This is a genomic window from Xenorhabdus vietnamensis, from assembly GCF_002127535.1.
In the GTDB taxonomy this organism is placed as follows: domain Bacteria; phylum Pseudomonadota; class Gammaproteobacteria; order Enterobacterales; family Enterobacteriaceae; genus Xenorhabdus; species Xenorhabdus vietnamensis.
Genome location: NZ_MUBJ01000016.1, coordinates 72,907 through 98,682 on the forward strand (window position 1 = coordinate 72,907; position 25,776 = coordinate 98,682).

Below are 25,776 nucleotides of genomic sequence, written 5' to 3' on the forward strand. Positions count from 1 at the left end.
CCAAAGGTGGGCGGGGTGAGTAGTAGAAATGGCACCCGCATACTGATAAGGATTTCGACAAGGATGCCATTATTGAGTCACTTAGTAGTGAACTCAATGAGTTGGAACATACTAACACAACTGAATAGAAAATAATTTAATAAAAAATCCGCACGTTATCATTCATCGTATGCGAGGCATGCTATATGCAATGCGAGAATTTACGATGCTGCGATGATCTATTGTCGTGGTGGATTATTGCAGTTGGGTCAATATCAACGGCCATCGGACTTCAAATTCAGTTGTTGGGCGATAGCGAAACTCAGAGCGAACAAAACGGGAGAGCATCCCTTCACAAAACGCCAATAACTGTGATGCCAATACGGTTTCGTCATAATTGAATCCCTGGCCATCACGGATTTTTTTCTCTTTTAAAATTTGACGAAGTTGCATTTCAATTCGCTCAAATAGCTGGTTGATGCGATTTTGCAATCTGTCTTGTTCGAACATTAGAGCATGGCCAGTCATGATACGGGTTAGCCCCGGATTTTTTTCCGCGAAACCCAATAGAAGAACGAGGATTAACCGAATACGTGTGATGGTGTCCTTTTCATCTTGCAGGATCAGATTAATGCGTGAAATTAAGGAATCTTCAATAAACTCAATCAAGCTGTCAAACATCCGGGTTTTGCTCGGAAAATGACGGTAAAGAGCTGCTTCAGAAACGCCAACGTTTGCGGCAAGTTTTGCAGTAGTAATGCGTTGGCTACCATCACTGGACTCCAGCATATGTGCCAGTGTCTGCAAGATTTCCTCGCGTCTATTTTTCTTTTTTGTACGTTCTTTTTCTGCCATGTCTGATAAAACCCCTGCTAAAACAGCAAAACAAATCCAGCTACTTTTTGCTACAACTTGCCACAACGTTATGACTGACAAAAACAATGTTTTTGTCAGTCACTATGTTAAGCGAGAACATGTTAGGCAAAAACATTGTGGTCAAAAACATTGTGGGCAAAAAATATGAAAATCGGCTGACGGTATCAGGCTCTATGGAAAGTTATTGACGACCGGAATGACCAAAACCACCATTGCCACGTTGGCTCGTCTCAAAATCTTCAACCAAATTAAATTCAGCCTGTACTACGGGGACAAAAACCATTTGAGCGATGCGTTCACCAGGCTCGATGGTGAAAGTTTTATCACCTCGGTTCCAAACTGAAACCATCAATTGCCCCTGATAATCGGAGTCGATAAGCCCCACCAGATTGCCCAGAACAACGCCATGTTTGTGTCCCAGTCCAGAACGAGGAAGAATGACCGCTGCCAATTTTTCATCTGCAATATGGATGGCAATGCCGGTTGGCAGGAGTTCAGTTTGGCCGGGAGCCAATTCCACTGCATTATCCAGACAAGCACGTAAATCTAAACCCGCAGAGCCAGGTGTAGCATAAGTCGGTAAAGGAAATTCTTGCCCGATGCGGGGATCAAGGATTTTAACGTCGATTTTTTTCATCATAGCGTTTGAGTATCTCGTCTAATAAGCGGTGGCTGAGTTGTAATTTACCACTGTGGGGTAAATGAATACTGCCATCATGCCAAAATAGATGTAATGCATTAGTATCGCTGTTGAAACCGTGTCCGGCCAGGGATACATCATTCGCGCAAATCAAGTCCAGATTCTTCTGCCTGAGTTTTCCGCGGGCGTATTCTTCCACATTCTGGGTTTCGGCTGCAAATCCAACGACAAATGGGCGATCTTTTTCCATTGCGGCAACGCTCGCTACAATGTCAGGATTTTTTACGAGTGTAAATGTGATTTCATCACCCTGTTTTTTGATTTTCTCTGTCGAGATTTGCTTGAAGCGGTAGTCAGACACGGCAGCACAACCGATAAAGATATTCTGTGAGGTTGTGGTGGCCTGAACTTGTTCATGCATTTCCAATGCACTACTGACATTAATGCGTTTAATGCCTTGCGGGGTCGGTAAGTTAACGGGGCCCGTGATTAATGTCACCTCAGCGCCACGTTCTGCTGCTGCCTGTGCAATGGAAAATCCCATTTTACCGGAGCTGTGATTACTGATGAAACGGACGGGGTCCAAGGCTTCGCGGGTTGGCCCGGCGGTAATTGTGATACGTAGACCAGAAAAATCTTGCTCGGTGCTGAAATGTTGCGTTGCCCGCTCGACAATCGTCATGGGTTCCAACATTCTTCCGGGTCCGACATCGCCACATGCCTGACTGCCTTCATCTGGACCCCAAATCAATACATTACGTTCTTTAAGTATCTTCAGGTTATGTTGGGTTGCCTGTGCACGGTACATTTGTTGGTTCATTGCAGGTGCAATGGCAATAGGTGCAGAGGAAGCCAAGCAGATTGTAGTGACTAAATCATTCGCCATGCCTGCGGTTAAGCGAGCCAGCAGGTCAGCGGTGGCGGGGGCGAGAATGATTAAATCAGCCCACTTTGCCAGTTCGATATGTCCCATGGCTGCTTCGGCCGCAGGATCCAGAAGATCATCAGAAACGGGATGGCCAGATACCGCCTGTAAGGTCAATGGAGTGATAAAAGCTTCTGCTGCGGGAGTCATGGCAACACGTACCTGAGCACCGCGTTCACACAAACGACGCACCAGTTCGGCTGTTTTATAAGCGGCGATCCCCCCGCTGATTCCGAGGACTATACGCTTGCCAGAAAGCTGATTATCAGAAAATTTTGTGCCGGAAAATCCTGTCATTTTGATTGTCCAGATGTAAGTTGCAATTCCTTAAGATTCTATCATAAGAAAATATTGAGTTGAGAATCGCCCCTATTTAAGCAGTCAAAAATGGCCAGTTTGCGAAGCGCTGCGCAAGCCACACAAATCGAACTAGCGATGTTTTTTTCAGCATGGAATAGTAACTGCGTGATTCAGGATGGCGTGCGAGTAAATATTGATTAATGGCTCCCATCGTCATGGGGGGCGTTGTTATGGATTTCATGGTAATGGAAAGAAGTGATGAACTGCATTTAAATCTTCCTCCCAGGGAGAAATTACTGGCTTATGGGGCTGTTTCTCTAACGGATGCAGAGTTATTGGCTATCTTTTTGCGCACGGGAACCAGGGGTATTCCTGTTGTGCAAATGGCAGAGTATCTGCTGAAATCATTTGGCTCGCTTTATCATCTCTTATCCGCTGATTACGCTGATTTTTGTGCACATAAGGGGATGGGGCGATGCAAGTATGTGCAATTGCAGGCGGTATCTGAATTGGCAAAACGATTTTTTTCCAGTCAGTTTATCCACGAAGATATCATGAGCAGCCCCACGATGACCCAGAATTACTTGCAGGATTTATTGTCTTGGCAAGATCGGGAAGTATTTGTCGTGCTGTTTTTGACAAACCAAAATAAAGTCATCTGCCATGATGAAATGTTTAAGGGAACGATAAACAAGGTTGAAGTTCATCCGCGTGAAATTGTGAAACAGGCGGTTAAAGTGAATGCTGCCTCAATTATTCTTGCTCATAATCATCCTTCAGGTAATCCAGAGCCTAGTCTGGCTGATAAATTGGTGACAGAAAAAATTATTGAGGCTTGTGACTTGGTGGGGGTTAAGGTTTTGGATCATATTGTTATTGGCAAGCAATATTGTGTCTCATTTATGGAAAGAGGTTGGATTTAGTACGGTTTTTTCGCGGTACGATCAGATCTTAGTTGTTCGGGACTTGAGCATCAGCGAATGAGGGCGTATACTACGCCACCTTTGAGGATCTTGGGTTTGGCGAGAAGAGCCTATCTCAGTATATTTTTTGCTGAGAAAATGTGTGTCTTTTCAGTGACGTTCTTTTCGGTAACGTTCTTTTCAGTAAAGAAAGTTTGCTGAGATGGGCTCCTAAGCCTGACGAGGCGGTCACACCCAATACAAAGCTCGAGCTGATTTGATTTTTGGAGAATAGACATGTCCCGAGTCTGCCAAGTTACTGGCAAGCGCCCAGTGAGTGGTAACAACCGCTCCCACGCATTAAATGCGACTAAGCGTCGTTTTCTGCCTAACCTGCACTCTCATCGTTTCTGGGTTGAGTCTGAGAAACGCTTTGTAACTCTGCGTGTATCTGTTAAAGGTATGCGTGTGATTGACAAAAAGGGTATCGATACAGTTCTGGCTGAACTGCGTGCCCGTGGTGAGAAGTACTAAGGAGCTGAAAAATGGCTAAAGGTATTCGCGATAAAATTAAGCTGGTTTCTTCTGCTGGTACAGGTCACTTCTATACCACTACGAAGAACAAGCGTACTATGCCTGAAAAACTGGAAATGAAAAAATTCGATCCAGTTGTTCGTCAGCATGTTATGTACAAAGAAGCTAAAATTAAATAATTTTAGTGGATTATAAAAAGCCCAGCATAATGCTGGGTTTTTTTATGTCTGTAGATCGCACCACGGTAGTTAAAATTGGGTTATATATGGACGGCACATACTGTTCGGCTATACTAGCGCTTTTTTAATATAAACCGTCAGGTGTGGCTCTAATGGCTAGAAAGACCTTGAGTATCTTACATACAGAATCATCGTGTGGCTGGGGAGGGCAGGAGATACGTATCCTGACAGAATCTCAGGGTATGATACAACGTGGGCATCATGTAGTTATAGTATGTTGTCCAACTTCAACCCTGTACCGTGAAGCTCATCATTACGGTGTGCCTGTTGTTGCCCTCCCGATTGAAAAAAAACGTCTTCCTTGTTTTCGGGCAATGCGTTGTTGGCTAAAGACAGAAGGTCGTCAATTTGACGTGATCAATACCCATAGTTCTACGGACTCTTGGCTAGTGGCTGCGGCATGCACAACATTAAAAGATATGCCCCCGATAGTCCGAACCCGTCACGTCTCGACCCATGTTTCAAAATCCATTGCAACTCGTTGGCTGTATTTGCATGCTGGTCAGCATATTGTGACAACAGGGGAGAAACTGCGTCAGTATCTGCATGTACATAATAATTACCCTCTTTCTCATATGACTTCTGTACCAACGGGGATAGACTTGTCGCGTTTTCATCCGGAAAACAAGTCCTTGAATCGTCAGCGTATTGGCATTAAAGACAAGCCAACTCTGGGCATTGTTGCCACAATGAGAACATGGAAAGGGCATCGTTATCTGATTGATAGCTGGAAGATTCTTCATCAACGTTATCCTGATTGGCAATTGCTGTTTGTGGGAGATGGCCCTCAGAGAAAGAATTTAGAGCCACAGGTTCAGCGGGAAGGGTTAGCAGAAAGCGTCATTTTTCTTGGTAATCGGCAGGATGTTCCTGATTGCCTAAATTCAATGGATATCTTTGCCTTACCCTCGTTTGGTAATGAAGGTGTACCTCAAGGCATCATGCAGGCAATGGCATGTGGATTGCCTGTTGTATCTACGTCAGTGGGAGCGATTACAGAAGCTGTAATTGATGGAGAGACGGGATATATTATCGAACCTAAAAATGTCGAACAATTAACAGAAAAGTTAGATTTGTTAATGCATGATGCGGGGCTGCGTTTACGAATGGGAGATGCTTCACTGAAGCGGGCAACTTATTTATTTGGTATGGATAATATGTTAGACAAAATGGAATCTATTTTTAATCGCAGTATAGAAAGCAAGCGGTGATATTTTGTTTATTTTTTGTTTATATTGTTTTTATCAATATTGATGGAATAATCGCTATTTTTTTTAACCATTTGAAATAAATTTATTTTTTAGGCCTATAGTATTTTTTAACAGTAAATAGAACATTTAATGAGTTTGCTGTATAGTGCCTTAAGTACCAATCCTTGGATTAATAATTTAATCTTCATTATTATGCAGCCCCAAAATATTTTAATCATCAATATTGCTCGTTTTGGCGACACTCTACTGGTAACTCCGGTCATTCGTGCCCTGAAAGAAAAGTGGCCGGAAGCAAATATTGATATATTTGTGCATAAAAAAACAAAAGAAATCCTTGAAAATATCGATTCAATTCATGAATTGAAGGATTTTTCAAAAGGTAAGGCCAAATGGTGTGGCTGGTTTTCTCGTCGGCAGTATGATCTGGCATTAGTATATGGTCATGATAAATCCTTATTGCAGTATGCTAAACGAGTAGCAAATTTGACCGTTTATTTTGCGGATGCTTCTGATGAAAAATCAAATGAGTGCGCTGTTGCAAGACCCTGCGAACTTATGCCTGCACAACAGGAAAGGGCTCTATTAATTGATGCTCTTGGGGTTGATGTCAGTAATTGGAGTTTGCAATATTGTATAAGCCCGCGTGAAGAGGCATACGCCAGAGATTTTCTTCATCAGCAAGGGATAGAACAACAATTAAGAATCGGTTTTCAGTTACAGAGCTTTCCAGCAAAAGCCTATCGTGATTGGCCTGTAGAATACTTTTACAAATTAGCCCAACGTATTTATCGTGATTATCCACATGTGCATATTTTGCTGCTGGGCAGTAAAGATAGTGAAGATAGTGCGCGAATGTTGGCTGAAAAGTTGGGTTCAAATAGATGCTTATCATTAGCTGGTAAGACGACAATGCGGCAAAACGCTGCAATTATGAGCCAACTTAATTTGTATGTGGGCGTTGATACAGGCACAACCCATCTGGCTGGAGCATTGGGTATACCAATGGTTGCTCTGTATCACAGTTTTCATCCTGGTCGTTTTCTCGCACCCCAACAACATCCGAAATTAGAGATAATTGAACATCCTATAGATTATAGGCAAGCCACTCGCCAAGATACAATGTCAGCGATATCCGTAGATCAAGTCTGGCATTCTGTTCAAAATTTGCTGGAAAATGAATGAAAGGATAATGAATACAATGAAGATAGGATTTATCGATGTTACCGTTACCATGTCCTACGGTGGTATTCAAACCGCAGTTTGGGAGTTAGCCAAAGCGTTGGCAGATGCGGGACATGAGGTTCATATTTTCGGTGGTATTGGTGATGTTCGGCCTGCATTGGGTGGAAGAAATATCCATATTCATACTTTCCCTTTTATTCACAGAGAGCGAGTGCTTAACATCGGGCGCCGCTTTCAACGCATTGTTGAACGTTACTCTTTTGCTCGTCATTCCCGCGAAGCTGTTATTGCTGAAAATTTTGATTGGGTGATTTTGACGAAGCCTTTTGATTTTTTCTGGCCCAGAATGATGCCTAAAACATCCCATACCCGGTTTTGCTATATGAGCGGTGGAACCAGTTTTTTTAAAGGGGATCGGTTATTAAGTCAGAAAATATCAGCATGGGTTGCGTGTAGCCATTTTAATGCTTGGCAGATTCAGCATCACTTCAAGCAATTTCCAAGCGTTATTTATAATGGAGTGGATGTCGACAAATTCAAACCTGCTGATTCTGACGTCCGAGTTCGATTAGGTATTGATGAAAAAACATTCCTGTTAACGTTTGCTGGCAGACTGGTTGGCTGGAAAGGCATGAAAGTGGCGATTGATGCAATGGTTTTGCTGCGGGACAAAGATGTAAAATTATTGATTATTGGTGAAGGTGAAGAGTTGAAAGCACTTGAAAAGCGTGTTTCGGCTTTACAGTTGCAAAAATCTGTCATTTTTCATCCTCCAGTTGGCCATGATCAATTACCTGAATTTTATGCGGCAGGAGATGCGGGTATTTTCCCTAGTATTGGTGATGAAGCGTTTGGTATTACAATTGCAGAATCGATGGCATGTGGACGTCCTGTAATTGCCAGCTATATTGGTGGAATACCGGAGGTGGTTGGCAATGAGGGGAGTGCTGGTATTCTGGTCACTCCGGGGGATGCTGTGGCTATTGTTGATGCGGTAAATCATCTTTTGTCTTTGTCGGATAGAGGAAAAGGTATGGGTAAAACTGCTCGCCAGAGGGTTGAATCGAGGTACACTTGGGAACATTCTGCTAGCCGTTTATTGAACGCGATAAAAAAATAATGAAAATTGCGTATATTGACCCTTATCCTGTGCCTGATTATCGGGTTGCGTCACTGCAAATTTTGCAGAATGTAGATGCTTTTGCTCGGCAGGGGCACTGTGTTTACCTGATTACACCAAAAGGCCAAAGCCAAGTTGAAGATATTCTTGGCAGACCGTTACCGCCTTCTGTGAACTTAATTGCTCTGCACAATATACGAAGAAAATGGTATTTCCCATTAAATACTCAGAAACTATTTTATTTGCAGGTTTCTCGGTGGATTAAAGAGCATGAGGTCGATGCTTTTTTTACCCGTAACCTTAAAATGGCAAATTATCTGCTGCGTAATCATCCAGGTATTCCTCATTTCTTTGAAAGCCATGAAGTATTTTCTCAGTCATTTAAAGAATCCCATGATTTACTCAACCGTAAAAACCAACGTAAATATAATAAATTAAGAGAAATAGAACAGCAGGTTTATGATAGTTCTAAGGTTATTTTTGCTCTGACTTCGTTACTGCAAGAAGATATTTATAAGCAATATAGTGTTAATACACCGATTGTTGTGGCATCCGATGGTGTTGACATGTTGGCGGTTGAATCAGCTAAACAGGCTCTTTCCAATAGCGATCTCAAAAGTACACTTCCTAAAAAAGTGCTTTATTTAGGGAGCTTACATCGTTGGAAAGGCGTCCCAACAGTAATGAAAGCTATGTCTTATCTGGATAATATTGAGCTAAACATTGCTGGAGGGACAACTGAGCAAATTGAGCGATTGCAGAGAACAGCCGAACAGATTGGTGTGATTGATAAAGTTAATTTTCTTGGTTTTGTTCAACCCATAAAACGTTTTCAGGTTATTGCTGATAATGATATCTGTGTTCTGCCACTGACGAAAACCAGTATTGGCAGTCGCTATACCTCTCCTCTTAAACTTTTTGAATACATGGCCATGGGAAAGCCTGTGGTTATTTCTGATTTTCCGTCCATTCGTGACGCTGTTGATGAAAATGCGGTAAATTTTGCTGATAGTGAAAATGCAGAAAGTTTTGCTGAACAGATACAATGGCTAATTAATCACCCCAGCGAAATGATGGCGAAAGTTGACCATTCGCAATGGTTAGTAACAGAACGTTTTAACTGGGATCAGCGTGCGAAGTTAATTATAGGCGTGATAGCGGAAAAGTTATTCCAATAATTGACTGATCTTATTGGATTCAGCCCATATCATTCATTGCTTATGGGCTGGTGTTTTTCCGTTTAGTTCATTGCCTTATCGGTTGTTTTCTTATATAGCGCAATTATTAAACCAAATAAGATACCTATCTGATTGATGTAGGCATTTTCAAAAGCTCCCCTGACGACAAACAAGCCAATAAAAGCAGACAAAAGGATAAGCCCTACTTGCCGGACAATACCTCTATGTTCGCGAATGATTTGCCCTCCAGTAAATAGAGCTGAAAATGTCATCAATAATGTTGTTATCAGACCAAGGATGCCAGCCGAGAACCAAAGTGATAAGAAGACATTATGTGGACCAATCGAAGTTCTAAATGTCCAGTCAGGATAATCGGCAGCACGGCTATTGTAGACTTGATGATAAACTTTATTACCAAAGCCATAGCCTTTGATGGGGTGCTCCATAATTAGGGACCATGCTGAACCTTGGGTGCCGTTACTATAGCGATAACTACTGTCTGTTTGAGTGAGTTTATGGATCAGTAACCGGGTATCAGGGTTAGATGTAGCTGTCCAATGTGTAACGCCAGCCAGTAACCCCAAACATATTGTAGCTGCGAGGGTGAGTTTCCATTCTCTGTTAACCACGATGATGAGCAGAGTAACGACCATAATGGCAACCCAGGCACCACGGGATAGTGTTCCAAGGAGTAAAAACAGGCTCACTGCGGAGGCAATGATTAATAATAACCAGCTTAGTAAAGTATGTTTTTTCCAGAGCGCCCAAGTACATAGCAATACGGGGAAATAGAAAATAAATCCGTAAGAAAATTCACGATGATTGTAATTCTTAAATGGTATTTCACCTGTAGCATGGTAATTGATAAGGTATTTCGCAATATCTGTTAGTGAAATAGTGGTCATACCGATAATAAATGCAATTAAACTCATCTTCGCAATGTGCTCTTTGCTTTCCTTATAGAGCACAATGGGGAAAGTAAAACTAAATAGAAGCAATCCATTTAAGATAGGTTTGTTCATTTCCTTGAAACTCAATGCAGAATCAATGGAGATCCCAACAGAATAGAACATCGCCAGAACAAACAATAAAATGGATAAAAATAGATGATTCTTTAGTGAATTAGCTACTTGGCGAAAATCTTTTACCAGATAATAGAGTGCAGTTGTACAGATAAGAATCATGACAAGATTTTTGTATCTTGTGATATCAGGCAGATAAACAAGAATAATATAGAGTCCAACAATGGATAAATTCCATAAAGATTTCTTATCGTGACTGATGTTAAATCTATTTTTTATATTAAGCATAATGATGGTCTGTTTTTCTTAGCTGTCCAATAGAATCTGGCTGCAAATGATACATGAAAACGGTATTGTAATCTGCTCAGATACAATGTCCTCAGATACCATGTCGTAGATAACTTATTTAAGGAGTCGGTATGCCGGAGCTACCAGAGGTGGAAACCAGTCGGAGAGGGATTGAACCTCACTTGGTTGGGAATGTAATCCAATATGCCGAAGTCAGAAATCCACGTTTGCGCTGGCCTGTTTCCGAGCAAATCATGGCGCTTTCAGACAGGCCTGTACTTAGTGTCCGACGACGGGCAAAGTATTTGTTGCTTGAGTTGCCGGAGGGCTGGATTATTATCCATCTGGGAATGTCTGGCAGTTTACGTGTCTTGTTGGATGAGCAACCGCCAGCAAAGCATGATCATGTTGATTTGATTATGGCTGATGGCAAAATTCTCCGGTATACCGATCCCCGACGTTTTGGTGCGTGGTTATGGAGTGACAATCTCAATGAATGTTCTGTGCTGGCTCATTTAGGCCCTGAGCCTCTTTCTGACCAGTTTGATGGCGAATATCTTTACACACTTTCCCGCAATAAAAAAACGGCTATCAAACCTTGGTTGATGGATAATAAAGTTGTCGTTGGTGTTGGGAATATCTATGCCAATGAAGCGCTATTTGTTGCACGTATCTTGCCTGAACGTCCAGTGAACTCTCTGACACAGCAAGAAGTTCACCTATTAGTCGATACAATCAAACAGATCTTACGTCGTTCCATTGAGCAAGGTGGAACGACGCTGAAGGATTTTCTGCAATCTGATGGTAAACCAGGATATTTTGCTCAGGAGTTGTTTGTCTATGGCAAGAAAGATGAGTCCTGCCCAGTATGCGGTGAGAAAATCGAGAGCGTAAAATTGGGGCAACGCAGTACATTTTTCTGTCGTCAGTGTCAGCATTAAGCGTATTGGGGGCAGAAGATATTTGCCCCCGATGATGGTGTTATTTACCTAATTTATCTAGCATAGCCTTTGTAACCGGCTCTGACAGGAAGGATGAAACGTCACCATCATGGCGTGCAACATCCTTGATTAAAGATGATGAGACGAAAGATAGGGTTTGAGAAGGCAATAAAAAGACACTTTCCAACTCTGGCATAAAATGTCGATTCATATTGGCAAGTTGCCATTCATATTCAAAATCAGCAACAGAACGTAATCCACGGATTAAGATATTAGCTTGTTGTTTTTTGGCAAAATTAACCATCAGTTCACTAAATCCAACTACATCAACATTTTCCAGATGAGCCGTGGCCTCTTTTGCCAGCGTGACACGCTCTTCCAAATTGAACATAGGATTTTTTCTATCACTATTGGCGATAGCCAATAAAACATGGTCAAACATGTTTGCGGCACGAGTAACGATATCAAGATGGCCGTAAGTGATTGGATCAAAGGTGCCGGGATAAATCGCTTTTCTTTTCATCGTTGTTTTTACTCTTTATTTGAGTCATTTCCCAAAGTGCGGCGTATTTATTGAATGTGTATTGGGCATTCACAATTGCTAATACCAGCCCCTGCTTACCATCCAGAAAACCTGCTCTTAATAGCCAAGTTTTGAAAAATGCTCCCAGCGTATGGCTGATTATAGAAAAATAACGGGTTTTCTTGCCTTGCTCATAGCGATGTTTTGCCCAATCTCTCGCGTAATTTAATTGTTTTTGCTGGAACTCCATCAGGTTACGGCAGGTTAAGTGACGTAAATCACCCTTGAGTGTCACGATAGATGCGCCTTGGGTATCCAGGGATTCATGAACCTGATTGTCATTGTATTGGTAACGTTCACGGCAATAAAGACGAATAACTTTATCGGGATACCAGCCACTGTGTTTCATGAATCTCCCCATAAATAAATTGAGGCGTGCACAGTTATAGACTTTATTATCGTCAGGATTGGTCAGGATTTGTTCAATGGATGCTTTTAATTCTGGGGTCACCCGTTCATCGCTATCAATCATAAAAATATAATCACCGCTGGCATAAGATTGTGCGAGCTGTCGTTGACGACCGAAGCCGGGCCATTCGGTATTCAAGTAGACCTTTGCGCCCATCTCGCTGGCTATTTTGCAGGTTGCATCTGTACTGCCAGAATCCAAGACGATGATTTCATCCGCCCAATTAACAGAAAGCAGGCAGTCTACAATCAAATCAGCAGCATTTTTGGTGATCATGACAACGGACAGGCGTTTTTTTGCGGTCATTAATGGCTCCTTGGGGGGAGATAAGGTACCAGTAATTTTAGCAAGCGTTGAAGAGCACCTTGGTTTTCATGCAGGACTTCTGCAGCGTGGTGACCGTAATAGCGTCGGTAATCTTTGTCGGTCAGCAAGCTGTTGATAGCTGAACTTAATGACTGGCTATCAGTAACAGTAATCAATCCATCCGCTTTATCCAGCTTGGCACAGATATCTTTAAAATTGAATGTATGTGGACCCATGATAACTGGAATGGCATGGGCTGCCGCTTCCAGTGGGTTATGTCCTCCACGTTCTATCAGGCTCCCTCCGACAAAAGCCAGATCAGCGATACCGTACAGAAGCATCAATTCGCCCATCGTATCTCCAATAACCACTTGCACATTGGAGTCAGGAATAGTATTTGCACTACGCAAGATTGCGTTCAGCCCGGCTTTTTGGGTCAACTCTGCGGCTTTACCAAAACGCTCAGGATGGCGGGGTACCAGAATTAACAGTAAGTCAGGGAATTGCTTAAGAAGTTTGCAATGTGCATCCAGAATAATCGTTTCTTCCCCATCATGGGTGCTGGTTGCTATCCATACAGGACGATGAGGTGCCCATTGGCGGCGCAGTGTGACGGCTTTGGCTGCGAGTTCTGGTGTAACAGAAATATCGAACTTAAGGCTACCAGTTACAGAAAGCTGGGAGCGTTTTAATCCCAATTCGATAAAACGTTCACCATCTTCCTGATTCTGTGCGGCGATTAATGTGACCTTATTTAAAATGGTTTTAATGAAGCCGCCAATTTTTTGATATCCCGCCGCAGAGCGTGCTGATAGCCTCGCGTTGGCGATAACCAGTGGGATTTCTCTTTGATGTAGCTGAGTGATCAGATTCGGCCATAGTTCGGTTTCCATAATGATCACTAACTTTGGGTTTACATGATCAAGAAAACGGCTCATTGAGCCTGGCAGGTCATAGGGAAGGTATACGTGGTTAACATCATTGCCCAGAGCAGAAAGAACCCTTTCAGATCCTGTTGGTGTCATGGTAGTTATAGTAATGGGCAAAAAAGGATAATGGTGCCGTAAAATTCGCACTAGCGGAATGGCAGCTAATGTCTCTCCGACAGAAACGGAATGCAGTAATATTCCACCGGAAACCACCTTTTTGGCGCAGAAGCCATAGCGTTCCTCCCAGCGTTTGCGGTACGCAGGTGATTTCCGGCTGCGTAGCAGCAGACGTAACCAAATAATTGGTTGGATAAGGTAGAGAAGTACCTGATATACGCGAAGCAACATTCTATCAAATTCACTGACATAGACTGCGGTTATAGTACCACATTGACTTAAAGAAAGTGTGTAAAATACAGTCCCTTTTGAACCATAAGTTTGGTATTCTGTATACTATTTTTCTATTAATTCAATATATTGCTTTTGTATACTGCTTGCCTCAAATTTTTTATATAGTTCATCTGTAATTTGTGGAGGCATATCGTAAGCAAGTCGTATTTTTTCTGCCAAAGAATCTGCATCAAGTTTAGACAGATAGTTTTCCAATTGACCAGCCATTATCTCTCTAACACCACCAGGGCAATCAGTACTGACAATAGGTGTATGGCAAATTAATGCTTCGATTAATACGGTCGGCAATCCTTCACTGTCTGAACTTATAACAACAGCTTTCGCTTCATTGATAATGGGGTGTGGATTAGGCTGAAAACCAGCTAAAATGACTTTATCATCTAACCCATACTGATGGATTTTTACTTTAAGATGATCTTCTATTTCTTTAGGGCCTTGTCCTACAATGATAAGTTTGCATGGAAGATTTGCCTTTGCAAAAGCTTCTATTAATCGGTCTTGACGTTTTACTTGATGTAAGCGTCCGACATGCAGAATGTAACTCAATCCATGATAAGGATTAGTTTCTGAGGCTTGTGCTTTTATTTTCTCAAAATCAAAGGGATTATAGATGGTTTTTATCTGTTTGGGGTTTATTCCAATATTGCTTAACAGATCATTGCTAACAGCGTCAGAAACGCAGATAACCTTTTTATTTTTATAAACCTTTTTTATCTTTTCTTTTTTTATCCAATAAGAAAAGCCACTTTTGTTGCTTAAGTATGATTGAGAAAAAATCCCGTGAATACAATGCCATATATTGCAATTTTTCAGGATTTTGGATTTAACTACGATGCGGTCAGTTTTATGTAGATTAGATATAACAAGTACAGGTTTGCCTTTTTGTTGGAAAAGCTTAAATAAAACTTTATCCATCGCTTTAGCTCTGCGGTTTATTTCATTGAGTTTTCTTAGTGGTCCTTGGTAGTCATCTAAACTGACAATGTACTGAATATCTTCTGGGATGGTATAATCCAATTGAGTATTGAGTGAAAGTAATGAGACTTGGTAGTTTGATTTACTCAAACTGGCTGCAAGGCGAAGAGTAACATTTTCAGCTCCTCCTCCAGGTAATCCATCGATAATAAAAAGAATATGTTCTTTCACTATGCTAAAACTCGCTGATAAAGATCGTTTAATTGTTTAGATAAATTCTCTGGAGTTGCAGCGATTATTTGGTTTCTGGCAGCAATAGACATATCTGTTCCGAATATATTATCAGGAATGCTATGAACAGCATCCTTTAATTTTTCAATATCTAATGCATCACAGATAAAACCATTTTTTCCTTCGGTGATGAATTCTGCCCCCCCACATGTCGTACTAGTAATAACAGGCAAACCGCATGCCATAGCCTCAAGGATCACATTGGGAAATGGATCATATAGTGTCGGTAGGAGCAAAGCATCAGACAGTTGATAAAAAGGCAATGTATTTTTTTGTAATCCCATGAAACGGATGCGATGAGCACATCCTAAAGTATTTGCAATTGACTGATATTTACTTTGTTCTTTGTCTTTGCCAATAACTAATAGATAACTATCTGTTTTCGCGACAGCTTTAATTGCCGCAGATAATCCCTTTCGCTCAAAACCGGAACCAACATAAATCAAGCATCTTGCAGTGGCGGGGATTTGATATTGTTGCCTAAGCTGTAGGCGGGATTGCTCATCCGCAGGAAAAAACTTTATGTTATCAATCGAGTTGTATATAACGGCGATTTTATCTTCGGTTACACCAAATTCTTCGATAATTTCCTTTTTTACCATCTCAGAGTTGCAGATCACTTTTTTTAAAGCAGGATCTGCATACATTTCTGCCTCAGCACTCATGACATAGCGGTGATACCGATCATTTAACAGCCATTGTGCTTTCCATGTTGGCAAGATGCGGGTTCGTTGATGTAACCAGCGTTGATGAACGCCATCTCCAGCTCGATAAATATCACAGCCAGTAATGCGTTCATGGCTTTGAACTAAATCAAACTGTTCTTTTTGCCATAGTTTTCGTGCTGATGTGGCAAAACCTTTTTCACGGCTAATTCTTCCATATTTAATGGGATTGCATAGGTGAATGCGCCAATTTGGATTACTTTCACCTTGCCAAGAACGTGTAATGACATTAAGTTCAAGCTGTTGGTATTCTAATGCTTCCAGAGCTCTTGAAATAAAACGTTCAGCACCTCCATCTGGACGATACTTTTGACGGACAATGGCTAAACGTAATGGTTTCATGAAATATATTTCCTTGCTGCTGAAATGACGGCATCTGTAGGTATCAGATCTAAGTAACGTTCGTTTGTATGAGTTTTTATGTCATCTGGGTGTGGAATATTGCCATAATTGCCAGCCCAAATCACCTCACCAACGGATTGCCAAGGTTTCCAGAATGTCAGTTTGGATGGGCCGAATAATGCAATACAGGGCGTTTCCAGAGCTGCAGCCATATGCATTGGTACTGAATCTACGCCAATAAATAACTTAGCGTGATCAATCAAAGCGGCAAGTTTGGGTAATGTCAACTTTCCGGCTAGAGAAAGAATATTCTTTTTGTTATCAGTGCAGTGTGACAAGATAGTATCGACCATCTCCAATTCCTTTTGATCTGGCCCAGAAGTAATGATAATGCTATGTCCATCTTTTTGTAGTGCAGTAATCACTTCTGCCATTTTTTTTTCATCCCAACACTTAAAAAACCATCGGGAGGTAGGTTGAATAACGACGTATCTTTCTGAAAATCGATGTTTAGAAAGTATTTTCTTGATCCACTGTAAATCATTATCGCTATAACTCATTGTCACTTTTGTGATAATTGAATTAAATTGTAACGGTTTTAGGATGGAAAGATTTTGTTCTACTGTATGCAATGAATCATGATCATCTGTTGGTATAACCTTAGTATGACAGAAACGCCATTTCCAATTTTGTCGTTTAGGGAAACTAAGAGCCAAGCGAGTAGGCGCACCTGTAAAACGGGAAATAAATGAGCTTCTCCATTGGTCAGCAAGGTTGATCACTAAATCATAGCGTTGCTGTCTTAATGTTTTGAGCAGAGTCCACTCATGCAATAATTTCTTTCTTGTACCTAACTGTTTCCATTTGCGGTCTATGGAAAAAATACGAGAAATCTCTGCTGAATTTTCCAACATAGGTGCAGTTTCTTGATAAAGGAGTACATCAATTTCTGCATCTGTATAGTGGTGGGCTAGTGTGCTGATAACTGGTGTTATCAGTAACATATCTCCGTGATGTTGTAATTTAATCACCAAAATGCGTTTGATTTTATTGTTTTTGGAAGTCATTTGTTGAGTTCTTTAGCATATCAAGATCATAGGGTGATCTTAATGTAAAAATCATAGTGTGACATCTTTAAGTAAACCAACCAAGATCAGTATTGAATAGAGTTTACGCGTAATCAGAGATTTGGGATTATCTAATTGCGCTCTTTGATTGCTATGCGTACCATTAGATAATTATTATTATCACATTTTGGTGCATATCAATGTCATTACCCGCTTTTATTATCACGATCGACACTGAAGGTGATGATCTATGGCAAAATAATGGTCAAATCTCAACAAAAAACACAAATTATTTACCAAGATTTCAGAATCTTTGTGAGCACTTTGGGTTTAAACCTGTTTGGCTAACTAACTACGAAATGGTAATGGATGACAACTACATCGAATTTGCCAAGGATGTAATAGCCAGAGACACCGGTGAGATTGGTATGCACTTACATGCTTGGAATAATCCTCCAATTGTTCCTCTGACTGATGATGATATGCGTTATAAGCCTTATCTGATTGAATATCCGAAAGATCAGATCAAAGCGAAAATTGATTTAATAACGAATCTCCTTGAAGAAAAGCTCCAAACGAAAATGCTGAGCCATCGTGCTGGTCGTTGGGCATTCAATGAATATTACGCTCAGTTATTGGTTGAGTATGGCTATCAGGTAGATTGCTCCGTTACCCCAAAAGTTAATTGGAACTTTACTAAGGGGGATCCTAATGGAAATGGCGGAGCAAATTATAGCCGTTTTCCTGAGCATGCTTATTTTATGGATTTACAGGATATTTCTAAAGAAGGCGATTCTTCGTTATTGCAAGTGCCGATGAGTATTCAGTATAGGCATTCTGAGATTATGAACTTTGTTAAGCAGAAATATGATAGATTGAGAGGAAAACAGCGTTCTCCATCGGTTAATTGGTTACGGCCAAAAGGTGGGAATTTGGAGCAGATGAAGATTGTTGTCCAGCAAACTTTAGCAAATGGCAGTGATTATGTTGAGTTTATGCTGCATTCATCTGAATTTATGCCAGGTGGAAGTCCAACTTTTCATAATGAAGAACAGATCGAATTGCTTTATCAAGATTTGGAAGGGTTGTTTGAGTTTTTGAAGCCATTGGTACAGGGGATGACGTTGGGGGAGTATTTTCGAGTAAAATTGCTTAGAAACTAAATATAAAATGAGAGACTGTAGTTTATATGATATGAAAGCATAAGCATTCCTTAAATGTTATTCTTTAATAATAAATAATTTATTTTACGGTAGTTTTTATATGTTAAATTTCTTTGTTAAGTTTATAGTTACTGTGATCAGAATTGATAAATTAATTCTGAAAAAAGTAATACCATTTATGTTTCTATCAATATTTTGTTTTTTAGTAAACTTTTCTTTAGGGTATGGATTTAGACCTTTTTATGCCTTTTTATTGATGTTTTTTCTTATTTCTTTAAATAAATGTAATTTTTTATATAAGGTTAGTATTGTATCTTTGTTGATACTATCTTCTGTTTATTTTCCTATTGGGTTGATTTATGGGCCTCCATCTTTTAATTCGGTGTTGTCGTTATATTATACAAATAAAAATGAAAGTTTTGAATTTATTAAGTCTATTCCTATTTATTATTTTTTCTCTAGTGTTATTGTCATAATCATTGGTTTTCTGAATTTGAATTTTTCATTTAAAATAGAAAGTAAAAAAATTGTTTTATTTTCTTATTTTATTGTTTTTTCTGTTATTTTTTATAATCCCATAAAGATTTATGCCAAGACTAATAAATTTGATTTATTATCAATTAGATTTCCACCTATAAGATTCTTTTGTGAAATATATTTATCGAACCAGGAGGTAAAGAAACAATATGAAGAGCAAAATAGGTTGTTAAATTTAGCTGATGATTGGAATCCATCAAGAAAAATTAACAACAAATATGATACTTATATCGTTGTTATTGGAGAGAGTGTCAGAAAAGATATGATGAACAGTTATGGTTTTCCCTTAGAGAATACTCCTTTTATGAGCAAAGCTAATGGGATATTATTTAATAACTATATTTCTGCTGCTTCTTCAACTGTATTATCATTAACAAATTCTTTCTCTCTGAGAGAAAATAATAATTTAAAAATCAATGATAATATAGTATCGTTGGCAAATAAAAGTGGATACTTTACTTATTGGCTTTCAAACCAGGGAATGTTAGGAGAATATGATACAAGTATCAGCGCCATAGGTCAAAAAGCAAATTATTATTTTTTCTCCAATAAGGGAGAATATAATTATGTTAAATTACCTGATGACATTTTATTACCAAAGGTTATTAATGCGTTGAATAATAATATAAGGAAGAAGATAATTTTTGTTCATTTGATTGGTTCTCATGCGGATCATTGTGAAAGAACAAATGAAAAATATGATGAGTTTTACTTAAATAAAGATATGTCATGTTATATTCAAAGTATTAAAAATACGGATTTACTTTTATCAAAAATTGTTGATGCTGCTAATAAAAGCCATAAGAAATGGTCAATGATGTATTTTTCAGATCATGGTGTTTCTTTTTATAATGAAAAATTAAAAGATAAAAGATTAACTCACGGTGATAAATACAAACAAAACTACCAAGTCCCTTTTTTTATTACATCTTATGATAGTAAGTATAGAAGTTATGTTAATAAATTTAGAAGTGGATTTGATTTTTTATCTATTTATTCTGAGTGGATAGGTGTAAGTGAAGTTAGGATTAATAATGACTGTAAATATTTTTCTAATGATGATTGTGATAAAGAAATTAAAATTATTGATTTTAATAATAACTTGAAATATTATAACTCATTACCATATGAAAAATAAATAAGACTAGCTATTTTAGTAATGATGAGGTTTTTGGTGCCTGAGATATAGTAAGATTTTTCTATTGTCTCGGGCTAAAAAGACTTAAATTATTTATTTGATTTCTTCTTTTAAAATGCTTGATTATGTATTTTCATTTATGTATGAAAGTTGGTAATATCATATTAAAGTATATAAACTTCTATAAGTTTTTTGCATATTTCTTAGTAGAAAACTCATTATATTTCTGTATGCTAACAGTTTGTTGAAAGTTATGTTATAATATAAAAATACTTTGTATTTCATATCTTATAACTCCCTTTCCTAGTTTAAAAGGAAGGATTGTTATATAAAATAAAAAGAGTATATCACCGTTATGAAAAATCCTTTAATTTCTATTATAATACCAGCATTTAATGTTGAAAGTTTTATATCTAATTCTATTAATAGTGTTCTAAGGCAGACATATAATAATATAGAGATAATAATTGTTAATGATGGCTCAACTGATAATACATTAAATGTTATAGAGAATATGGCAGGCAAAAATAAAAATATTATAGTGTTATCTCAAATAAATAAAGGGATTTCGTCAGCAAGAAACTTGGGGTTAAGTAAATCTACTGGTGAATATATTTCTTTTTTGGATAGTGATGATTCCATAGAACCTATTTTCATAGAGAGTATGTTGAAAAAAAATGAGGAAGAAAATAGTGATGTGGTTTTTTGTTTGAATAGAACAATTGGTAAAAACAAAAATATAAAGCTTTCTAAAAATTATGAAGATATGAATAAATTAGCAGTTAATTATATGAATTTTGATTATTTTGATATCTGCTGCATGTTAATAAAACGTAGTTTTTTATTAGACTTTAATTTGACTTTTGATGAGAAATTAATAGTTGGTGAAGATGTACTATTCATTTTGATGTGTATAAATAAAACTAATTTTTCTTGTGTCCCTAAATATTTATATAATTATATTTATAGAGAATGCTCTATAATGAATAAAAAATGGGGGGTGAATGACCATATAAATGAAATCCAAGCTTGGGATGCTATTTACCATAAAATGTATCTTGATTATCGTAAGACAGATCGTAATCTTCTTATGGATAAAATAGGTGCGAAAGTTTTAAATCTTAAAGTGGCTTTTATGTGGAAACTACTTGCTTCTGGGAAATTCAATGAACTTTCAAATTTTATCTCAACTCTTTCATATTATAGTCAATATGCCGTCTTTCTTAGGAAAAAAGAATTATTTAAGTTAAACTTGATAAATTCAAAAAATAAAAAAAAATGGTTTCTAGTTCGATTAATTCTTACAAAGAAAAAAGATATCATTCAATAATTATGTATAAGGCCTGGATTAGCAGGCCATTTGTCAGTATCTTCCGAATTCATATAATAAGTTCGTTGTTTGAGATAATCTCATTTTTTCCTTTATAAAATAATCTTTATAATTAAAATGTTATAACTCTGTATAACTTTTCTCGTCTACACCAGCGTTTTTTATAATTAAATGTAGGTCGGCCAAAACTAAATCTCATCTCAATGTTATTTTTTTCTGCAAGAGCCATAGCACTCTTTATGTTAACCCACATAGCTATTGTTCCTACAGGGATTTTTTCCAAATTCATATCCCTACCAGTATTGATAAAATCAAAATTTATCCAATTAACACATTGTTTTTTTATAACAAATTGAACTGAGGCTGGTTTGTTTTTCCAGAAAAGTACATGTCCAAACTTCAAAGATGGAATATTATTTAATAATTCTCTTATTGCTATTTTATTAATGTGATGTTTTCGCCGCATGAAAAATAATTCATCATAAATCTCAACAAATTCATCCGTTGACATGTCATCAATGTTAATTAAACTGCCATCATCTTTCAGAAAATTTTTTAGTTCTCGATTTCTTGTGTTTATTGTTTTACTTGATAGCTCTTTAACAAAACACATTTCACGACGGGAATTCAATATATGTGAGCTATTAACCACTGCTTCCGCATTTTTATGAGATAAAAATTTAGATTTAAACGGTAATATACATTTAATTTCAGGTTTAATTGGAAATAAGATCTCATCGGTGCAAACAGGATAAGGGTTACCTATTTTTTGGGATAAGCTTGGTTCCCCAGCCAAAGAATTAGAATTCCAGACGCATACTGCAGCCAGAATATTGTTACTGTTATCTGTCTTAACGAAATATTTTTCGTTCAAATCAAACCTAGCATGTAAAAATTGTAGTACTTCTGGAGAGGTTGAGATACCTCCTCCATATAATTCATACGCTTCTTCGTAATTGGCAAAGCTGGCTTTTTTCCAACCTAACATTTACAGCCCTTAGTTTTTGCTTACAAACGCACAATCGTATTTAACCTAAAGCTAGTTGACAACATAAATTTTATACAGTATTCCCACAATTCAGTAAGTGGGAGTATTGTATAAAAACATTCACTCTTGGATTAAAAGTTTTTTTCATATGGTTATAATAATAGCAAAAAAGCTAAAAAATATTTCTTACAATTGCAATAAATAGTGTTTATACACCGTATTACTTTAATAATTTTCAATGAATATTGAAATCGTAAGCGACTCATGTTCTCTGGCTAAAGTCTTTTGGTAATATTCCCCTCAAAAGCAAGATAATGTCTTCTGGAGCAATACCTTGCATCGTATTATCTACCGATTTAAGAGGATGCTGCTCTTTACCATATCCGCCGATCAAACCAGGATTAGTTGATCCAAATAACGTAATATTGGGCCGATCAAGCGCCGCTGTAAGATGGCTCAACCCTGTATCAACAGAAATCACCGCTTTCGCTTCTGCGAGGACATGCGCAACTTCAGCAAGCGTCAGCTTCGGCAGAACATCAACATGAGAAAATCCTACTGCTAGTCTTAGTGCCCGCTGGTGTTCATGCTCTGCACCCCAAGGCAGTTTAATACGCATGCCAGTTGCCTGAATATCAGCAATAAGCTGCCGCCAATGGTTTTCAGGCCAATGTTTTTCGTCGCGTGTTGTTGCGTGGAGGAAAACCAGATAGTTACTTTGGTCATCGGTTTGCTGGTTCAAAAAATGACGGGCGATAGCGTAATCACCTTGGTCTAAAGGTTTTTTATAGCCCAAACTATCAGCAAATAAATCTCGAATACGTTCAACCGCATGCTGTTGCTTGCTGACGGCATGACAATAATCATAGAAAAAACTGGCGATAGGTTCGCGGATGCTTTTTCTGTCGTAACCATGTTTTGGGCCATGTGCCAGCCGAGTTACCAAAAAAGCACTTTTTAACAGACCTTGCGCATCAATGATGGCGTCATATTGGCATTGTTGCAGTTGTTGCCTGAATCGCGCTCTTTCTTCACGAATATCTTTCCTGAACCAATTTTTTCGCCAGCGTCTAATGGCCACGGGAATCACATTTTCGACAGCACTGTGCCAGGCTGGGATCTGGGCAAATCCTTCTTCTACCACCCAATCAAACTGAATGTCAGGAAACTGCTTTCGCGCATCAGTTAACGCCGGTAGAGTATGTAACACATCTCCCATCGAAGATGTTTTCACCAGTAAAACACGCATTAATTTTGGCTCTCCACCTGTAGCAGTTTCTCTAATGAAGATAAAACCATTTCAGGTTGAATATCAATAAGACTTTGGTGATAGCCTTCGTCGCTGTCGCCTTTTCTGATTTTATGGTAGCCCGTAATCAGACGGATCACTTCGGCCTTATGTGATAGCGGTGGCGTGAAATCAGGGCTGCTTGGCCCATATAAGGCCACCAGAGGACGGTTTAAAGCGGCTGCCACATGCATCAAACCTGAATCGTTTGTGACGATAGCATCACAGGCCGCAATGATATTTACCGCCTGCTCCAGTGAGGTTTTTCCTGCCAAATTGAGACAATCTTCGCAGGCATCCTCGCTCAAAAGTGCGCGAATATCTTCACCTGCTTGATGATCTTTGGCGGAACCAAACAGTAATATTTGATAGCCTTTTTCGGTGATTAACTGTTCTGCCAGAGATGCATAATGATAATGTGGCCAGCGTTTGGCCGGGCCGAACTCAGCACCGGGGCAGAAGCCAATGATTGGACGATGATCGGCAATATTGAAGGCTGAGGTTGATTCTGCAATATCTTCATCATTGACACTTAATCGCGGCCACAATAGCGGTTGTGGAAGATCATCGGCACTGCGTATGTTTTTCCTTTCATACGCTAGAGCCACATAGCGCTGCATCATGAGCGGAAACACACTCTTATTTAGGGTTCGGATATCATTCAGCAGTCCGTAACGCATTTCACCGCGCCAGCCTGTACGCAGCGGAATATTGGCGCAGAAAGGTATCAGCGCAGATTTGAATGAGTTGGGCAATACATAGGCACGATCATATTGATGTTCACGTAATGCTAGCCCGAGGCGTCGGCGTTCCCCCAAGGCAAAAGCACCATGACCAAGCGGCATAGCCAATGCCTGATTTACTTCTGGCATTTTTGCCAGTAATGGACGGCACCATGCCGGTGCCATTACATCAATTTCTGCATTGGGGTACAAAGCTTTCAAAGTACGGTAGAGGCTTTGTGACATCATCATGTCACCTACCCATGATGGGCCGATCACCAATATCTTCATAGAAGTCGATTAATTATCCTGATTGAGCCATTGCATATATTCAGCGACACCTTCGGCGACAGTCTTGAAAGGTTTTTCATATCCGGCAGCTCGAAGTTTTGTCAGGTCTGCTTGAGTAAAACTCTGATAACGACCTTTTAATTTTTCTGGAAAGTTGATGTATTCCACAGTTGGAGATTTTTCTTTATGGCATTCAGTTACAGCATCTGCAACGGCCTGAAAAGATTCAGCGCGGCCTGTTCCACAATTAAAAATACCGGAAACGCTATTTTTCCAGAACCACAGATTGACGGCAGCAACATCACCGACATAGATAAAATCACGACGGAAATTCTCACTGCCAGCAAATAATTTCGGATTCTGTCCTTGATGAATCTGATTGTTTAAATGATAGGCGACACTTGCCATGTTGCCTTTATGCCCTTCGCGCGGCCCGTATACATTGAAATAACGGAAGCCACAAATTTGAGAATCTGCGTGGGGCAAAATATCACGAACATATTGGTCGAACAGGAATTTGGAGTAGCCATAAACATTGAGCGGTTTTTCATACTGACGCTCTTCAATGAAGTTGTCACTACGACCACCATAAGTCGCAGCAGAGGAGGCATACAGGAAAGGGATTTGACGCTCAAGACAATAATGCAGCACGTCTTTGGAGTATTGATAATTATTGTCCATCATATACTTACCATCCCATTCTGTTGTGGATGAGCAAGCCCCTTCATGGAAAATAGCATCAATGTCACCTAAATCATCACCTGCAACGATGCTGGCAATGAAGTCTTCCTTATCCATATAATCGGTGATATTCAAATCAACCAAATTGACGAACTTTGTGCCGTCTTTCAGGTTATCAACAACCAGAATATCCTTATAGCCTTCGTCGTTCAGTGCCTTGACAATATTGCTGCCAATAAACCCTGCGCCACCAGTGACAATAATCATTTGGCTCACCTCTAAATAGTCAGTTCACTTTACACCCAGATTATTACACCCAGATT

The 25,776-nt window shown here is 39.2% G+C and carries 25 protein-coding genes; 11 read left to right on the plus strand and 14 right to left on the minus strand.

All coding sequences use genetic code 11. The features are described from left to right. Positions 1-234: 234 nt before the first annotated feature. From slmA to coaBC, 3 genes are all read right to left on the minus strand, one after another. Positions 235-834, minus strand: a complete 600-nt coding sequence (slmA, locus tag Xvie_RS14120; RefSeq protein ID WP_086109943.1) for a nucleoid occlusion factor SlmA — start codon at positions 832-834, stop codon at positions 235-237. 202 nt (positions 835-1,036) lie between these two features. Continuing rightward, positions 1,037-1,495: a dUTP diphosphatase gene (gene dut / locus Xvie_RS14125; RefSeq protein ID WP_086109944.1), complete on the minus strand. Its 459-nt coding sequence runs from the start codon at positions 1,493-1,495 to the stop codon at positions 1,037-1,039. Next, positions 1,473-2,717 carry a bifunctional phosphopantothenoylcysteine decarboxylase/phosphopantothenate--cysteine ligase CoaBC gene (gene coaBC / locus Xvie_RS14130; RefSeq protein ID WP_086109945.1) on the minus strand — a complete coding sequence of 415 codons (1,245 nt, stop codon included), beginning with the start codon at positions 2,715-2,717 and terminating at the stop codon, positions 1,473-1,475. The genes dut and coaBC overlap by 23 nt, the downstream gene beginning before the upstream one ends. Before the next feature lie 233 nt (positions 2,718-2,950). On the opposite strand from coaBC, the gene radC reads away from it, so the two are divergent. From radC to Xvie_RS14170, 7 genes are all read left to right on the plus strand, one after another. Then, the gene (gene radC, locus Xvie_RS14135) at positions 2,951-3,643 is read left to right on the plus strand and encodes a RadC family protein (RefSeq protein WP_086109977.1); all 693 of its coding nucleotides are present in this window, start codon (positions 2,951-2,953) and stop codon (positions 3,641-3,643) included. A 276-nt stretch (positions 3,644-3,919) separates the two neighbouring features. Then, complete coding sequence (gene rpmB / locus Xvie_RS14145; RefSeq protein ID WP_010847630.1) at positions 3,920-4,156, plus strand: 50S ribosomal protein L28; 237 nt, start codon at positions 3,920-3,922, stop codon at positions 4,154-4,156. Between the two features lie 11 nt (positions 4,157-4,167). Next, positions 4,168-4,335 carry a 50S ribosomal protein L33 gene (gene rpmG, locus Xvie_RS14150; protein WP_010847629.1) on the plus strand — a complete coding sequence of 56 codons (168 nt, stop codon included), beginning with the start codon at positions 4,168-4,170 and terminating at the stop codon, positions 4,333-4,335. A gap of 152 nt (positions 4,336-4,487) precedes the next feature. Beyond that, entirely contained in the window at positions 4,488-5,606 is a 1,119-nt protein-coding gene (locus Xvie_RS14155) for a glycosyltransferase family 4 protein (protein WP_086109946.1), read from the plus strand. Positions 5,607-5,798: 192 nt separating this feature from the next. Further along, complete coding sequence (locus Xvie_RS14160) at positions 5,799-6,788, plus strand: glycosyltransferase family 9 protein (protein WP_086109978.1); 990 nt, start codon at positions 5,799-5,801, stop codon at positions 6,786-6,788. A gap of 16 nt (positions 6,789-6,804) precedes the next feature. Continuing rightward, on the plus strand, positions 6,805-7,908 hold the full coding sequence (locus tag Xvie_RS14165) for a glycosyltransferase family 4 protein (protein ID WP_086109947.1): 1,104 nt from the start codon (positions 6,805-6,807) through the stop codon (positions 7,906-7,908). After that, positions 7,908-9,086 (plus strand): glycosyltransferase, encoded by a 1,179-nt coding sequence (locus tag Xvie_RS14170; RefSeq protein WP_086109948.1) that lies wholly within the window; start codon positions 7,908-7,910, stop codon positions 9,084-9,086. Before Xvie_RS14165 ends, Xvie_RS14170 begins: the two co-directional genes overlap by 1 nt. A gap of 62 nt (positions 9,087-9,148) precedes the next feature. On the opposite strand, the gene rfaL is transcribed toward Xvie_RS14170, so the two are convergent. Continuing rightward, positions 9,149-10,396 (minus strand): O-antigen ligase RfaL, encoded by a 1,248-nt coding sequence (rfaL, locus tag Xvie_RS14175; protein WP_086109949.1) that lies wholly within the window; start codon positions 10,394-10,396, stop codon positions 9,149-9,151. Positions 10,397-10,527: 131 nt separating this feature from the next. Between rfaL and mutM the strand changes: the two genes are divergently transcribed. After that, positions 10,528-11,337: a bifunctional DNA-formamidopyrimidine glycosylase/DNA-(apurinic or apyrimidinic site) lyase gene (gene mutM / locus Xvie_RS14180; RefSeq protein WP_086109950.1), complete on the plus strand. Its 810-nt coding sequence runs from the start codon at positions 10,528-10,530 to the stop codon at positions 11,335-11,337. Between the two features lie 40 nt (positions 11,338-11,377). On the opposite strand, the gene coaD is transcribed toward mutM, so the two are convergent. The 6 genes from coaD to rfaQ all read right to left on the minus strand — a co-directional run bounded on the left by coaD (position 11,378) and on the right by rfaQ (position 17,315). After that, positions 11,378-11,860, minus strand: a complete 483-nt coding sequence (coaD, locus tag Xvie_RS14185; RefSeq protein ID WP_086109951.1) for a pantetheine-phosphate adenylyltransferase — start codon at positions 11,858-11,860, stop codon at positions 11,378-11,380. Beyond that, positions 11,826-12,635: a glycosyltransferase family 2 protein gene (locus Xvie_RS14190; protein ID WP_086109952.1), complete on the minus strand. Its 810-nt coding sequence runs from the start codon at positions 12,633-12,635 to the stop codon at positions 11,826-11,828. Before Xvie_RS14190 ends, coaD begins: the two co-directional genes overlap by 35 nt. Continuing rightward, complete coding sequence (gene waaA, locus Xvie_RS14195) at positions 12,635-13,912, minus strand: lipid IV(A) 3-deoxy-D-manno-octulosonic acid transferase (protein ID WP_086109953.1); 1,278 nt, start codon at positions 13,910-13,912, stop codon at positions 12,635-12,637. The genes Xvie_RS14190 and waaA overlap by 1 nt, the downstream gene beginning before the upstream one ends. A 105-nt stretch (positions 13,913-14,017) precedes the next feature. Further along, the gene (locus Xvie_RS14200; RefSeq protein WP_086109954.1) at positions 14,018-15,121 is read right to left on the minus strand and encodes a glycosyltransferase; all 1,104 of its coding nucleotides are present in this window, start codon (positions 15,119-15,121) and stop codon (positions 14,018-14,020) included. Next, the gene (locus tag Xvie_RS14205; RefSeq protein ID WP_086109955.1) at positions 15,121-16,248 is read right to left on the minus strand and encodes a glycosyltransferase family 4 protein; all 1,128 of its coding nucleotides are present in this window, start codon (positions 16,246-16,248) and stop codon (positions 15,121-15,123) included. Before Xvie_RS14205 ends, Xvie_RS14200 begins: the two co-directional genes overlap by 1 nt. Then, complete coding sequence (rfaQ, locus tag Xvie_RS14210) at positions 16,245-17,315, minus strand: putative lipopolysaccharide heptosyltransferase III (protein ID WP_086109956.1); 1,071 nt, start codon at positions 17,313-17,315, stop codon at positions 16,245-16,247. The genes Xvie_RS14205 and rfaQ overlap by 4 nt, the downstream gene beginning before the upstream one ends. A 200-nt stretch (positions 17,316-17,515) precedes the next feature. Here rfaQ and Xvie_RS14215 point away from each other — a divergent pair, with 200 nt between their 5' ends. From Xvie_RS14215 to Xvie_RS14225, 3 genes are all read left to right on the plus strand, one after another. Next, the gene (locus Xvie_RS14215) at positions 17,516-18,478 is read left to right on the plus strand and encodes a polysaccharide deacetylase family protein (RefSeq protein WP_086109957.1); all 963 of its coding nucleotides are present in this window, start codon (positions 17,516-17,518) and stop codon (positions 18,476-18,478) included. 100 nt (positions 18,479-18,578) lie between these two features. After that, entirely contained in the window at positions 18,579-20,153 is a 1,575-nt protein-coding gene (locus Xvie_RS14220) for a phosphoethanolamine transferase (protein WP_086109958.1), read from the plus strand. A gap of 355 nt (positions 20,154-20,508) precedes the next feature. After that, on the plus strand, positions 20,509-21,483 hold the full coding sequence (locus tag Xvie_RS14225; RefSeq protein ID WP_086109959.1) for a glycosyltransferase family 2 protein: 975 nt from the start codon (positions 20,509-20,511) through the stop codon (positions 21,481-21,483). Positions 21,484-21,595: 112 nt separating this feature from the next. Here Xvie_RS14225 and Xvie_RS14230 read toward each other — a convergent pair whose 3' ends face one another. The 4 genes from Xvie_RS14230 to rfaD form a co-directional block, all read right to left on the minus strand. Further along, positions 21,596-22,471 (minus strand): GNAT family protein, encoded by an 876-nt coding sequence (locus Xvie_RS14230; RefSeq protein ID WP_086109960.1) that lies wholly within the window; start codon positions 22,469-22,471, stop codon positions 21,596-21,598. Positions 22,472-22,733: 262 nt separating this feature from the next. Next, a complete protein-coding gene (gene rfaC, locus Xvie_RS14235; RefSeq protein ID WP_086109961.1) occupies positions 22,734-23,720 on the minus strand; it encodes a lipopolysaccharide heptosyltransferase RfaC in 987 nt (328 codons plus the stop codon). After that, entirely contained in the window at positions 23,720-24,772 is a 1,053-nt protein-coding gene (gene rfaF, locus Xvie_RS14240; protein ID WP_086109962.1) for an ADP-heptose--LPS heptosyltransferase RfaF, read from the minus strand. Before rfaF ends, rfaC begins: the two co-directional genes overlap by 1 nt. Before the next feature lie 9 nt (positions 24,773-24,781). Further along, entirely contained in the window at positions 24,782-25,720 is a 939-nt protein-coding gene (gene rfaD / locus Xvie_RS14245; protein WP_086109963.1) for an ADP-glyceromanno-heptose 6-epimerase, read from the minus strand. Between the last annotated feature and the right edge of the window lie 56 nt (positions 25,721-25,776).

Excerpts from the sequence above, each read along its gene's own strand:
- rfaL (WP_086109949.1), bottom strand. The coding sequence starts at position 10,396 with ATGCTTAATATAAAAAATAGATTTAACATCAGTCACGATAAGAAATCT.
- Xvie_RS14220 (WP_086109958.1), top strand. The coding sequence starts at position 18,579 with ATGTTAAATTTCTTTGTTAAGTTTATAGTTACTGTGATCAGAATTGAT.
- Xvie_RS14225 (WP_086109959.1), top strand. The coding sequence starts at position 20,509 with ATGAAAAATCCTTTAATTTCTATTATAATACCAGCATTTAATGTTGAA.
- mutM (WP_086109950.1), top strand. The coding sequence starts at position 10,528 with ATGCCGGAGCTACCAGAGGTGGAAACCAGTCGGAGAGGGATTGAACCT.
- Xvie_RS14205 (WP_086109955.1), bottom strand. The coding sequence starts at position 16,248 with ATGAAACCATTACGTTTAGCCATTGTCCGTCAAAAGTATCGTCCAGAT.
- Xvie_RS14215 (WP_086109957.1), top strand. The coding sequence starts at position 17,516 with ATGTCATTACCCGCTTTTATTATCACGATCGACACTGAAGGTGATGAT.
- rpmG (WP_010847629.1), top strand. The coding sequence starts at position 4,168 with ATGGCTAAAGGTATTCGCGATAAAATTAAGCTGGTTTCTTCTGCTGGT.
- Xvie_RS14170 (WP_086109948.1), top strand. The coding sequence starts at position 7,908 with ATGAAAATTGCGTATATTGACCCTTATCCTGTGCCTGATTATCGGGTT.
- Xvie_RS14160 (WP_086109978.1), top strand. The coding sequence starts at position 5,799 with ATGCAGCCCCAAAATATTTTAATCATCAATATTGCTCGTTTTGGCGAC.
- radC (WP_086109977.1), top strand. The coding sequence starts at position 2,951 with ATGGATTTCATGGTAATGGAAAGAAGTGATGAACTGCATTTAAATCTT.
- Xvie_RS14155 (WP_086109946.1), top strand. The coding sequence starts at position 4,488 with ATGGCTAGAAAGACCTTGAGTATCTTACATACAGAATCATCGTGTGGC.
- dut (WP_086109944.1), bottom strand. The coding sequence starts at position 1,495 with ATGATGAAAAAAATCGACGTTAAAATCCTTGATCCCCGCATCGGGCAA.
- rfaC (WP_086109961.1), bottom strand. The coding sequence starts at position 23,720 with ATGCGTGTTTTACTGGTGAAAACATCTTCGATGGGAGATGTGTTACAT.
- Xvie_RS14165 (WP_086109947.1), top strand. The coding sequence starts at position 6,805 with ATGAAGATAGGATTTATCGATGTTACCGTTACCATGTCCTACGGTGGT.
- rfaQ (WP_086109956.1), bottom strand. The coding sequence starts at position 17,315 with ATGACTTCCAAAAACAATAAAATCAAACGCATTTTGGTGATTAAATTA.
- coaD (WP_086109951.1), bottom strand. The coding sequence starts at position 11,860 with ATGAAAAGAAAAGCGATTTATCCCGGCACCTTTGATCCAATCACTTAC.
- Xvie_RS14230 (WP_086109960.1), bottom strand. The coding sequence starts at position 22,471 with ATGTTAGGTTGGAAAAAAGCCAGCTTTGCCAATTACGAAGAAGCGTAT.
- Xvie_RS14190 (WP_086109952.1), bottom strand. The coding sequence starts at position 12,635 with ATGACCGCAAAAAAACGCCTGTCCGTTGTCATGATCACCAAAAATGCT.
- slmA (WP_086109943.1), bottom strand. The coding sequence starts at position 834 with ATGGCAGAAAAAGAACGTACAAAAAAGAAAAATAGACGCGAGGAAATC.
- waaA (WP_086109953.1), bottom strand. The coding sequence starts at position 13,912 with ATGTTGCTTCGCGTATATCAGGTACTTCTCTACCTTATCCAACCAATT.
- rfaF (WP_086109962.1), bottom strand. The coding sequence starts at position 24,772 with ATGAAGATATTGGTGATCGGCCCATCATGGGTAGGTGACATGATGATG.
- rfaD (WP_086109963.1), bottom strand. The coding sequence starts at position 25,720 with ATGATTATTGTCACTGGTGGCGCAGGGTTTATTGGCAGCAATATTGTC.
- rpmB (WP_010847630.1), top strand. The coding sequence starts at position 3,920 with ATGTCCCGAGTCTGCCAAGTTACTGGCAAGCGCCCAGTGAGTGGTAAC.
- coaBC (WP_086109945.1), bottom strand. The coding sequence starts at position 2,717 with ATGACAGGATTTTCCGGCACAAAATTTTCTGATAATCAGCTTTCTGGC.